The organism is Mycobacterium sp. 663a-19 (genome assembly GCF_035616495.1).
GTDB lineage: Bacteria > Actinomycetota > Actinomycetes > Mycobacteriales > Mycobacteriaceae > Mycobacterium.
This window is the reverse complement of record NZ_JAPJAV010000002.1, coordinates 216,275-228,200: the sequence shown is the minus strand read 5'-3', so window position 1 is coordinate 228,200 and position 11,926 is coordinate 216,275. Positions and strand designations below refer to the sequence as shown.

Annotated in this window: 7 protein-coding genes; 6 read left to right on the top strand and 1 reads right to left on the bottom strand. The window is 71.7% G+C overall.

What is annotated here, in order from left to right:
- Positions 1-109 precede the first annotated feature (109 nt).
- From OQ968_RS05385 to OQ968_RS05365, 5 genes are all read left to right on the top strand, one after another.
- On the top strand, positions 110-1,222 hold the full coding sequence (locus tag OQ968_RS05385) for an AMP-binding protein (RefSeq protein ID WP_324675484.1): 1,113 nt from the start codon (positions 110-112) through the stop codon (positions 1,220-1,222).
- 1 nt (position 1,223) lies between these two features.
- Positions 1,224-2,621: an aldehyde dehydrogenase family protein gene (locus OQ968_RS05380; RefSeq protein WP_324675482.1), complete on the top strand. Its 1,398-nt coding sequence runs from the start codon at positions 1,224-1,226 to the stop codon at positions 2,619-2,621.
- Positions 2,622-2,731: 110 nt separating this feature from the next.
- Positions 2,732-3,622, top strand: a complete 891-nt coding sequence (locus tag OQ968_RS05375; RefSeq protein WP_324675480.1) for an SDR family NAD(P)-dependent oxidoreductase — start codon at positions 2,732-2,734, stop codon at positions 3,620-3,622.
- Positions 3,619-5,184 (top strand): AMP-binding protein, encoded by a 1,566-nt coding sequence (locus OQ968_RS05370; RefSeq protein WP_324675478.1) that lies wholly within the window; start codon positions 3,619-3,621, stop codon positions 5,182-5,184. The genes OQ968_RS05375 and OQ968_RS05370 overlap by 4 nt, the downstream gene beginning before the upstream one ends.
- Positions 5,185-5,267: 83 nt before the next feature.
- Positions 5,268-5,969: a DUF4383 domain-containing protein gene (locus OQ968_RS05365; protein WP_324675476.1), complete on the top strand. Its 702-nt coding sequence runs from the start codon at positions 5,268-5,270 to the stop codon at positions 5,967-5,969.
- A 16-nt stretch (positions 5,970-5,985) separates the two neighbouring features.
- Here the strand turns inward: OQ968_RS05365 and OQ968_RS05360 are convergent, their stop codons facing one another.
- Complete coding sequence (locus OQ968_RS05360; protein ID WP_324675474.1) at positions 5,986-10,824, bottom strand: cation-translocating P-type ATPase; 4,839 nt, start codon at positions 10,822-10,824, stop codon at positions 5,986-5,988.
- Between the two features lie 325 nt (positions 10,825-11,149).
- Here OQ968_RS05360 and OQ968_RS05355 point away from each other — a divergent pair, with 325 nt between their 5' ends.
- Positions 11,150-11,827 (top strand): hypothetical protein, encoded by a 678-nt coding sequence (locus OQ968_RS05355; RefSeq protein ID WP_324675472.1) that lies wholly within the window; start codon positions 11,150-11,152, stop codon positions 11,825-11,827.
- The last annotated feature ends 99 nt before the right edge of the window (positions 11,828-11,926 follow it).

The following is an 11,926-nucleotide window of genomic DNA, read 5'->3' as shown; positions in this document are numbered from 1 at the left end:
TGTCGGGCGCAGAGAGTTTGCCGCGGCATGGCGCAACGTTCAGCCGCCGTCTACCCGGCGGGGCGCGCGAGCGTGGCGGGCGGGCCGGCGATGCGACAGGATCGGTGGCATGGCCCCCGCTGATTTCGCGGCCGACTTTTCGCTGTTGGACGTCCCGCGATCGGTGCCCGTCACCGACCCCGAGGCCTACCTGCGAGCCGCCATCGCCTGGCACTTCGGCGCGGACACTGGTTCGGAGTTCTGGTTGCGGATCGCCACGACGCTCGACTTCGACCCGTTGACCGATATCAAGACCTTCGCGGATCTGCGGCTGTTCCCCAACGTCGTCAACGAATTGCGCAGCGTGCCGGTAGAGGATCTCATTCCGCGCGGCTACGCATCCGGGGATGCCGGGGTGCCGCTGCCGCAGATATTCGAATCCGGCGGCACCACCGGCGCTCCGAAACGGACTGTGCAACTGCCGGATTGGATCGCGCAGGTCGTGCACTGGCAAACCGAGGATTTCGCTGCGGGCGGCTTTCTGCCGGGCCGGGGCTTCCTGTGCCTGATGCCCAGCGGTCCGCACGGTGTGGGCTACTTCTCCCGGCTGGTCTCCGAGCGGCTCGGCTCGATATTCCACCCGATCGACATCGATCCGCGCTGGGTCAAGATCCTCGCCGCGCGCCGGGCGGCCACCGAGGTCGCGGCCTACATCGTCCACGTCATAGAGCAGGCCGTGCACATCCTGCGGACGCAGCACGTTGCGAATCTGCATACCACTCCGCCGTTGCTGGAGGCGATCGCCCGCGACGATCGTGTGGTGGATTTGGTCAACGCCAAGATCCGCTACCTGTTGCTCAGCGGCGCGCACGTAGACGCCGACACGCTGGACCTGCTGCGGGAGATCTTCCCGGAAACGACGATCACCGTGGCCTTCGGCAGCACCATGGTCCTTTCGCAGGCCGTCACGCGAACCGAGGGCGACTCGTTCGTCTTCGATCCGCGAACGCCGTATGTGGTGTTCCGGGTGGTTGATCCCGACACCGGGGAGCAAGTCCCCTACGGGCAACCCGGCCAGGTGGTGATGAACCACATCAGCAAGGGAATGTTCATTCCCAACAACCTGGAACGCGATATGGCAATCCGGATGCGTGGGCCCGCGGCCCAGATCAGCGATTCGCTCAGCGCGGTGCGACCGGTAGCTACATTCGACGGCGAGGCCGTCATCGAGGGCGTGTACTGAAATGGCCGGTGAAACACGCAGTGCTGCGGTCGATTTCGTGCGCATCGATGCGCTGGGACCCGGAGGCGAGTACCGGACCCGCAACCGTGCGATCGTCACGAGCACCGCGGGTATGCCGGTTGCCGAGCTGAGTATCACGCCCCCGCTTTATGTTTCGCGCGCAATCGGCACCCAACGCAGGGTTCGGCCACTGCCGCCCGGCCGGCGCGAGGAGGTTTTGGCCGTCGCCGCCGATCTCTTCGCCACGGCCGTCATCGCCGGATTGGACTTCGACGCGTATGTCGGCCTGGCCAGCCGGATTTCGGGGCTGCCGATCGTGGTTACCCGCGCCGCGGCCCGCGGCGTGGCCGACGCCGTCGCCTCGGCATTCGATGCGGTGCGGCCGAGCCGACCCGTCGGTGCGGTCGCCGACTGGCGCGAGCAGCGCACCCGCCATGGGGGCGCGGTTTGGACGCGGCGCGGCGAGGTGTTCGCGGTCCACGCCGCCGGCAACGGCCCGGGCGTGCATGCCCTGTGGCCCCAGGCGCTTGCGCTGGGCTACCGGGTCGCGGTGCGGCCGTCGCGCCGCGAGCCGCTGACCGCGCATCGGCTGGTGAATGCCTTGCGCCAGGCGGGATTTCGCCCGGAAGACGCGGTGTACCTGCCGACCGATCACGGCGGTGCCGACGAGCTCGTCCGGGCGGCCGACGTGGCCATGGTGTACGGGGGCCAGGACGTCGCGGAGAAATACGCCGACGACCCGACGGTGGTGGTGAACGGGCCGGGTCGCGCGAAGATTCTGATCACCGCCGATCGGGACTGGCGTGACCACATCGATCTGATCGTCGACTCGATCGCCGGCTCGGGCGGGATGGCGTGCGTCAACACCACGGCGGTGCTCTACGAGGGCGATCCCGGCCCACTGGCTCGCGCGATCGCCGCGCGGTTGGCGACGATCGAGCCGCGTCCCAGCGACGACGAGCGAGCCGTCCTGCCCACCCAATCTGTCGACAAGGCTCGCGCGGCCGCGCGCTATCTCGCGGCCAAGGCGGCGGGAACGACGCCGCTACTCGGCGCCGACCAGGTGGTTGCCGCCGTGGGCGACGGCGCTGCCGCGCTGCGCCCGGCCGTGCATCTGCTGGCCGGGCCCGATGTCGCAAGGCTCAACATCGAGCTGCCGTTCCCGTGCGTGTGGGTGTCGCCGTGGTCGCGGGGTGCCGGCGTGGGGCCGCTACGCCATTCGCTGGTCGTCACCGCGATCACGGGTGACGAAGGGCTGATCGACGATCTCCTCGCCGAGCCGACGGTGGCCAACGTGTACTGGGGCCGTTACCCGACCTGGCACACGGCGCCCGAAATCCCGCACGACGGGTTTTTGGCAGAGGCGCTGATGCGCAACAAGGGCTTTATCAGGGATTGACCGGCCTACCGTTGGGGCTGTGCGTGCGGTCTGGTAGCTGTAGGTTACGAGTCGAGTGGGGTGGGCCGGCAGCGCCACCAGGACTTGCCATTTCGGTGAATGCGGTGAAGGTGAACGTAGTAGCAGAGGCCCTGAAGACGGCCACCGACCGGTTGGCCAACCCGGCGCGGATATCGGATCCCGACAGGCTGCGCGCCGCCGTGTGCGGCAAGACCGTGCTGGTGACCGGCGCGTCCTATGGAATCGGCGAGGCGACGGCGCGCCGGCTCGCCGCGGCGGGGGCGAAGGTGCTGGTCGTCGCGCGGTCCGCGGAACGGCTCGACGACCTGGCGGCGGCGATCAACGCCGGCGGCGGCCGCGCCGTGGCCTACCCCACCGATCTCAGCGACGAGGCCGCCGTCACCGCGCTGACCAAGCAGGTCACCGAGGACCACGGCCCGCTCGACATCGTGGTGAGCAACGCCGGCAAGTCGCTGCGCCGGTCGCTGCACCAGCAGTACGACCGGCCGCACGACTTCCAGCGCACGATCGACATCAACTACCTGGGACCGATCTGGCTGCTGCTCGGGCTGCTGCCGGCGATGCGCGAACACGGCGGCGGCCACATCGTGAACGTGTCCAGCGTCGGCGTGCGCGTCGTGCCCGGCCCGCAATGGGGCGCCTACCAGGCGTCCAAGGGAGCGTTCGATCGGTGGCTGCGCAGCGTGGCGCCGGAATTGCACGCGGACGGCATCGACGTGACGTCGGTCTACTTCGCGCTGGTGCGCACCCGGATGATCGAGCCCACCCCGATCCTGGGCAGGCTGCCCGGCTTGTCTGCGGATCAGGCCGCCGACGCGGTCGCCAAGGCCATCATCGACCGGCCCCGCAGCAACGAACCGCCGTGGCTACGACCGGCCGAGCTGGCCTCGGTGCTGCTGGCCGGGCCCGCCGAGCGCGCCGCCCGGATCTGGCACCGCCGGTTCTTCGCCGATCCCGGCGGCGAGAAGGACGCCTCATGACCGACAGCGTGGTCGCCACCACGGCGCGTGCGCTGGCATCGTCGGGGCTGCTGAGCCCGCCCGCGCCCCTCGGGGTGCTGCGCCTGGCCCGCGAGGTGTACCGGGGCGGCACGAATCTTTACACCCTGCTCGCCGTCGCGGCGGCCCGGTGGCCGCGGCGCACAGCGATGATCGACGACGACGGCGCCGTCACCTACCGCGAGCTGCAGTCGAAGACCGAGGCGCTGGCGCGCGAGCTCGCTCGCGCGGGTGTCGGATCGGGCCAGGCCGTCGGGGTCATGTGCCGCAACGGACGCAACTTCGCCGCGTCGGCCTTCGCCGCGGCCCTGGCCGGCACCGACGTGGTCCTGGTGAACACCGAGTTTCGCACCGACGCGCTCGCCGGCGCGCTCAGCGCACACCGGATCGCAACGATGTTCTGCGACAATGAATTTGCCGACCAAATACACCGCGCCGACGAATGCATTAACGCGATCGACCCGGCGGCCGTCGAGGCCCGGCCCGGCGAGTCCCGGCCCAAGGTCGCCGGCTCGGGCCGACTGGTTCTGCTGACCTCGGGCACCACCGGTGTGCCGCGGGGCGTCCCGCGGGTCCCGAAGATGAGGTTGGGCGTGGGCGTCGGCATGACGCTTCTCGAGCGCACCGGGCTGCGGGTCGGGACGCGAATGGCGGTGGCGGTGCCGATGTTTCACGGGCTGGGGTTCGGCATGCTGATGATCACCGTGAGCCTGGGCGGCACCGTGCTGACCCACCGGCGCTTCGACGCCGAGGCCACCTTGGCGCGGGCGTCGCTGCAGCGCGCCGACGCGATGAGCGTGGTCCCGATCATGCTGGCGCGCATCCTCGATCTGCCGGAGCGAGTGCGGGCGCGAAACCCGTTGCCGTCCTTGCAAGTCGTGATATCCAGCGGCGACCGGCTCGACCCCGGCCTGGCACGCCGGTTCATGGACGCCTACGGCGACATCCTCTACAACGGCTACGGTTCCACGGAGGTCGGCATCGGCGCCCTGGCCACACCGACCGAGCTGCGCAACGCCCCGGAAACCGTGGGGCGCCCGGTGGCGGGGTGCCCGGTGCGCATCTTCGACAAGAACGACCGGCCGGTCGGGCCGCGCGTGACGGGGCGCATCTTCGTCGGCGGCGAACTGGGCGCGAAGGGCTACGTCGGCGGCGGCTCCAAGGCCGTCATCGACGGCATGACCAGCACGGGCGACATGGGCTATCTCGACAATTCGGGCCGGCTGTACATCGTCGGCCGCGAGGACGACATGATCGTCTCGGGCGGTGAGAACGTCTATCCGCGCGCGCTGGAAAACGCGCTCGCCGACCATCCGGACGTCGCCGAGACCGCGGTCATCGGCGTGGCCGACGAGCAGTTCGGGCGGCGGCTGGCCGCGTTCGTCGTTCCGCGCCCGCAGCGCGACATCGACGAGGCGGGGCTGCGGGAGTACTTGAAGGGCAAGGTCTCTCGCTTCGAGCAGCCCCGCGACATCCACGTCGTCGACGGCATTCCGCGCAATCCCGCCGGCAAGGTCGTCCGCAGCCAACTCCCGGACACCTAACCGCCGGCGGCGCCGGCGTTATTCCTGGCCATCGGTGGGTAGCCAACATCAGGAGACTTGCTGTTCAGGCTGGAGGTTGCGCGATGCCGGTGACAGCGGGGCACGTCCCTGGTGCGACGTCGCGGTTGCGCAGGGTCCGCACGGACCCGAAGCGGTTCCGCAGCGGGCGTTGGTTCCTGTTGGCCGAGGGCGTGCTGGTGAGCGCGTTCGGCATCGTCGGGCTGGTGTCGGCGACCCTGCATCCCCACGCCGGGCCTACCGGCGCCCCGGTCCTCGGCCTGGAATCGACTCCGGCGCACAGCGCGGTACTGCTGGCGTTGGGCGTGGCGGCCGTCGGGGCCGTCGCCAAACGCCGCGCGGCGGTGGCGGTTACCGCGCTCAGCGCGGTCTCCTACACGGTGTTGTTGTTTTTCAGCAGTGTCGCCAGCGCGCGCGACATGCCGACGCCGTTCGGGTTTCACGCGGCCGACGTCGTGCTGCACGGCGTGCTGGCGGTGGTCAACCTCGGGCTGCTGATGTGGCTGATCCCCGACGAGTTGGGAGACGAGACCTGGGTGCCACGCCGGCGGCACGAGCGCGGCCGCGACCGGCGCGAAAACCCACCCGCACGTCCGGTGGCGCGCGAGCGAACCCCGAGCGGCGACGTCGAGCCTCGGGTGCCGCACCGGGCCACCCCGCCAACGGATGCGGTGCTACCGCACAGCGGTACCGTGCCGTTGGCCCTGGCGATCGTGGCGGTCGCCGTCGGCATCACCATCTGGACCATCTGGACACGCCACCACTGATCGCGCCGCCGCGGCGTTACTCGTCCTCCTCGTCCTCCTCGGCGACGCCGACGGTCTTGGCCAGCCAGTTGGGCGCCAGCGCCGAGATCGCGGTGGCGCCGCCCGTTGCGCCCAGCACGCCCGTCCAGGCGACCGGCCCCAGCGGCGTGCAGCCGAAGAACTGGCTGATGACCGGGGTCTGCACGATGCCGACCAGCACGCCCGCGCTGCCCAGCGCCGTGGCCACCACGAGTGGGCTGTGCCGCCGCGTCAGCAGGGTCTGCGCCAGCTGCGTGGTCACCAGCGCCGTCAATCCCATTGTCGCCGTGCGGCGTTCGCTGCCGGGCGTCCAGCGCCCGATGGCCCAGGCGGCCGTCGCCCCGGCGGCCGTGACGGCGCCCCGGGTGACGATCTGCCGCATCAGGGGAGCGTCCAGGGAGGGGGTGCGCCCGGTCAGCACCAGGCGGCGGTGCTGGCGCCGGGCCTCCTCGGCCTCCTCGTCGGTCGCGTACTCGGCCTCGTCGGGCTCGACGTATTGCGACGTGACCGCCACCGCGAGCGCGGGGAACATGTCGGTGAGCAGGTTGACCAGCAGCAGCTGCCGGGTGCCCACCGGCGCCCGACCGGAGCCCAGGGCCGTCCCGATGATGGTGAACAGCACCTCGCCGACGTTGCCGCCGACCAGGATCGTGACCGCGTCGCGAACCCCGGACCACATGCTGCGGCCCTCGACCAGCGCGTCGAGCAGCACGCCCAGGTCCTCGTCGGTCAGCACGATATCGGCGGCCCCACGCGCCGCCGACGAACCGCGACCGCTCACCCCGATGCCCACGTCGGCCATCCGGATCGCGGCCGCGTCGTTGGCGCCGTCGCCGACCATCGCGGTCACCCGGCCGCAGCGCTGCAGCGCGGCCACGATCTGCACCTTCTGCTCCGGGCTGACCCGGGCGAACACCTGGACGTCGGCGACGAGCTTGGCGCACGCATCCTCGTCCAGGCCGGCGAGCTCGGCGCCGGTCACCACCCGCGCGTCGGCGGGCATGCCCAATTGATGGGCGATCGCGCGTGCGGTGACGGGATGATCGCCGGTTATCAGCACCACGTTGCGGTCGAGGTCCTCCAGCTCTTCGATCAGCGGGCGCGCCGACGCCCGCGCGGTGTCCGCCAAACCCACGTAGCCGAGCAGCTCCAGGTCGACGGCGGCGGCGTCGACGGCGTCCGCGTCGGTCTCCTCGTCGTCGGTGGTGCCGTTGTCCCAGCCGCGCCGCGCCACCGCCAGCACCCGCAGACCCCGCTCGGCGAGGCTGCGCACCAACGATTCCGCGTGCTCGCGGTCTCCGTCCGGATCGGCGAACCGGCACCGCGGCAGGATCACCTCGGGAGCGCCCTTGAGCATCAGGATCGGCGACGACCCGTTTGTGTTGAGCGTGCCTATCGCGGCCGCAAAACCGCGACTGGACTCGAACGGCACCTCGGCGAGCACCGTCCACTCCGAATCGCCTTGGCCGGGCAGCGAACTCGCGGCGGTGAGGATGGCCTCGTCGGTGGCGTGCGCGTGTCCCTGCCCGTCGTGGGGTTGGGTGGAGGCCCGCGCCGCCGCCTTGAGCACGCTCACGGACCGCGGATCGGCGTTGTCGGGGAAGGGATCCCGCGGATCGGCCGTTTCCGGTACCGCGCACACGACGCGCAGCCGGTTCTCGGTGAGGGTGCCGGTCTTGTCGAAACATATGGTGTCGACCCGGCCCAGCGCCTCGATGGTGCGCGGGGCCCGCACCAGCGCTCCGCGCGCCGTCAGCCGCTGGGCGGCGGCGAGCTGGGACAGGGTGGCCACCAGCGGCAGGCCCTCCGGGACGGCGGCCACCGCGATCGCGACGCCGTCGGCGACGGCCTGCCGCAGCGACGCGCGCCGCAGCAACGCCAGGGCGGTCACCGCGGCGCCACCGGTGAGCGTCAGCGGCAGGACCTTGCTGGTGAGCTCTCGCAGCCGCGCCTGGACGCCGGCCGACGTCTCGACGTCGGCGACCGCCGAGATCGCGCGGTGCGCCGCGGTGCCCACCCCGGTGGCCACGACGATCGCCCGGGCGTGTCCCGCGACGATTGTGCTGCCCTCGAACAGCATGCTGGCCCGGTCGGGATCGTTGACGGCGACGGGGTCCACCTGCTTGTCCACCGGCAGCGACTCGCCGGTGAGCAGCGACTCGTCGACCTCGAGGTCCTCGGCCATCAGCAGGCGCGCGTCGGCCGGCACCACCTCCGGCGCGGCCAGGTCGATGACGTCGCCGGGCCGCAGCGACTTGGCCGACACCGTGGCCGTGCGGGTGGCGTGCCGGGCCGCCTCCAACCGGCGGCGCGTGGTCGCGACGGCCGGGACGACGACCCGGCGCACCAGCTGATCCTGCTCGGCGAACAGTTCGGCGGCGGCGGCCTCGGCCCGTAACCGTTGCGCCCCACCGGTTATCGCGTTGACGGTCATCACCCCGGCGACCAGGAGAGCGTCGATGTTGCTGCCGACGATCGCGGACGCGGCCGCCCCGACGGCCAGGATCGGGGTCAGCGGGTCGGCCAGCTCGGCGCGGGTGGCCGCGGCCAGCCGCGCCACGCTGCTCAGCGGTCCGCGCAGCGGCGCCAGCGCGGGGCTGTAGGACAGGTCGTCGAGGCGGCGCCGCCAGGACGGCGTGCCCGGCTCGACCGCCAACGGCCGCGCGCCGCCGGCCAGCCGCGAGTAGACGATCTCGGGGTCCAGCGCGTGCCAGGCGGTCAGCGGCTGCGGGGTGGGATCGGGCAGCCGCAGCACCCGGCTGGCCGAGAAGCTTCCCGCCAGCAACGCCGTGGCCGCGGCCGCGTTGACCGGATTGAGCCAGCGGCGGAAGCTGACCGGGTTGGCGGTTCTGTCCTGCTCACCGGTGACCAGCAGCAGCCCCGCCAGCGTCGTGCCGCCCTGGGCGAGGTGAACGGCCGATTCGCTGGCCGACCGGGCCACCGGGATCGCCGAGAGGATGCGCACGGCGGCGGCCAGGTCGGTGCCCGTGATGATGTCCGCGGTCCACGTCGTGGCCGCGCGCGGATCGTCAAGGGCCACACCGACATCGGCGATGGCCAGGGCGGCCAGCGTGTCGGTCGACGCGAAATCGCTGTGCAGCGCGGTGATCAGCAGCACCGGTCCGCGATCCGCCCGCAGCTCGCGCACCAGATTCAGCAGCGGCGTGCCGGGCGGATGCGTCGCTCCGACGCTGGCGGTCAGGTCCTCGGTGCCGGCGACGTGGCGCAAGACCACCCGGGCCCCGGTCCGGTTCGCGGTTTGAAACAACGGGATCGCGTAGGGGTCGACCTCCCAGCCGACGTCGACGCTGCCCACGCATTCGCCGTCGACGACGAGCTCGGCGCTCTCCCGGCCCTGGGCCGGCGTGGCCGACGGTCCTTGCACCGGAACCCATCTCAGCCGCGCGCCGGTCGCCGGCAACTCGTCGGGGTCGGGCTCGGGTGCCTCCTCGCCGTGCAGCAGCGCGTCGGCGACCTCATAGACCCGGTCGTCGTCCCAGCCGGGCGCATCCCCGCGGGAGCGCAGGACGGCGCGGTGGTCGCCGCGCAGCGCGGCGCCGTCGATGACCACCACCTTGACCCGGTCCAGGCGCCGCAGCGCACCCGGGTCGAGGACCAGCTGACCGGCGTTGGCCAGGCCGCGGCCCAGCACCGCCGCGAATGCCTGCCGGCCCATGTGCGCCGCCCTCGGCACCCCGGCCTCGATCGCGCCGGCCGCGTCCTCGGTGCCGCCGCCGGCCACCAGCGCGCTCGCCGCGGCGATCAGCGAGCCGTTCGCCGCCGAATCGACATAGCTCTCCACCGGACCGGCCATCGACCCCTTCGCGGTGTCGATCGCGGCGTCGATGGACCCGCCGACCACGACGTGCGACGCCTCGCCCGCCGCCGCGGCGGCCCAGCTGTGCCGCGGCGCCTGCGATTTGGCGCCCGCCGACGAGATGACGGGCACCACCGGGGCCTGGGGCCGCTCGGGCGAGGCGAGGTGGGGTTCGCGGTCCCGCCACACGCGGCGGTGAGCCGTCGCCTCGGAGATCTGGAGGGTGCGTTGCGTCAGATCGAGCAGCGGGGTTCCGACCGCCTGGGTCAGCCCGTTGGCAGCCGCCGTCGTCGCGGCGAGCGCGATGTCGGCGCCCACCCGGCCCAGCCGCGACTCCAGGATCGACACCATGCGCGGCTGATGGTTGATGAGGGCCGCCGCGGCCCGGGTGGTCTGCGGCGCGGCGGGCAGGCGGGTGACCCAGCCGGTGACCGCGGCACCCACCGCGACCACGTCCATCGCCGCGGCGGTGAGCGGCACCAGAATCGCCAGCGGGTTGCCCGGGTCGGCGAACGGCGCGGAACGGGGCGCCGAGCCCGGCCCCGACGAGGCGATGTCGGCGGCGATGGCGGAGACCGTTTCCCGCACCTCGTCCAGGACGGCGTCGTGGTCGGCCTCGTCGGAGAGCTCGAGCACCAACCGGCCCAGCGACCCCTCGACATGGGCCTTGGCCACGCCCGCAATCCTGCGAACCGGCTCCTCGACCACCGCCGCGTACTCGTGCCAGCGGGGAAAGGGCAGCAGTGGATCCAGGTCCAGGTGCACCCGCGACCCGCTGCGCCAGCGCACGGGCGGGGTGACGCCGTTCCGGGAACCGTTGGGGGAACCGTTGAATCCGAACGCCCGGCCGGCCGAACTGGTTACCGAGTGCACCACCGGGCCGGCCAGCTCCACCACCGGGCTGGCCAGCATCTGCACGGTGCCCGCGGCGTCGGCCGCGGTGGACACGCCGGCCCGCAACACCTGGGCCGCACCGCCGGTGACGCCAGCGACGACGCTGGCTACACCCGGAATCCTCATCTGGTCACCCTTCGATCACCTCTACCGCGCCTATACTCCTGGCGTCTCGAGGGCCTGTCCACATATCGGCTCGACGGCGCGCCGTGGGATGGCGGCGATGACTGTGGCGGGCTTACCTACTTTGGGGCAATCCAAACGCGGTGAACGACGCGCGTCATCGATGCATGGGGCATAAAGCCCCATGGCGCGTTGACTTTCGGCCGGCCCCGCAATCCACGTAGGCCACTCCCACGCGGGCCGTATTCCTCTCGTTCGCGGCCGTCTCCCCGGCGAACATCGGAGTCGGCCACATCAAGTACGTAGCTATCGAGGGGGGAGCACCACCATGGCCACACTCATCAATCAACCGCCGGCCCGCAACCCCGGTTACCCGTCCTACCCGCCCTACCCGCCCTACCCGCCGGCCATGCCGTGGCCCGGACAACCTCCGAGGCGGTCCTGGTACCGACGCCCGGGCCCCCTCGCGGCCCTCGTCGCGGGTGGAATCCTGGCCTTGGCCGCGGCCGGCTTGTCGTACGACAACACGCGACCACTGCCGTCGCCGGGGCCGGGTTCGGCCACAACCAGCGTCGTCGCCGCGCCGCTGCCACCCAGCACCGTCACGCTCACACCCACCCCGCCGCCGATGGACGTCCAGTTGAGGGCATGGCTGTCCGGCACGCTGGAGCCGATCCAAGAGCTCCGGGGCGCCTTCCAGCGAGTCAGCGTCGCGGCGGCGAACAAGGACATCGCGGGCGTCGGCGCGGGCTGCCGCGACGCCTACGCCGCCAACGCGGAGTTGCAGCGGAAAATGCCCTCGCCGGACCCCGCGCTGAATGTCCCGCTGCAGCAGGCGATCAGTGACTACGACACCGGCCTGCACTACTGCATCTCCGGCGTCGACGACTATGACGTCAACGAGTTGAGCCGCGGCGGGACCTTCGTCCAAGAGGGCAACGCCTACCTGGAGCAGGCCGTCGAGATCCTCAAGCGGGACCTGTCCGACTCCAGCCTGGTGGCCTAGTCAGCGCCGGATCCCAACGGTCCCAACGACATACGGCCGCCCAAAACAAGAGTGCGCGGTAGCCGTCCAAACGGCTACTCGCGCACTACTGGGGCTTGC

Excerpts from the sequence above, each read along its gene's own strand:
- OQ968_RS05355 (WP_324675472.1), top strand. The coding sequence starts at position 11,150 with ATGGCCACACTCATCAATCAACCGCCGGCCCGCAACCCCGGTTACCCG.
- OQ968_RS05380 (WP_324675482.1), top strand. The coding sequence starts at position 1,224 with ATGGCCGGTGAAACACGCAGTGCTGCGGTCGATTTCGTGCGCATCGAT.
- OQ968_RS05370 (WP_324675478.1), top strand. The coding sequence starts at position 3,619 with ATGACCGACAGCGTGGTCGCCACCACGGCGCGTGCGCTGGCATCGTCG.
- OQ968_RS05385 (WP_324675484.1), top strand. The coding sequence starts at position 110 with ATGGCCCCCGCTGATTTCGCGGCCGACTTTTCGCTGTTGGACGTCCCG.
- OQ968_RS05365 (WP_324675476.1), top strand. The coding sequence starts at position 5,268 with ATGCCGGTGACAGCGGGGCACGTCCCTGGTGCGACGTCGCGGTTGCGC.
- OQ968_RS05360 (WP_324675474.1), bottom strand. The coding sequence starts at position 10,824 with ATGAGGATTCCGGGTGTAGCCAGCGTCGTCGCTGGCGTCACCGGCGGT.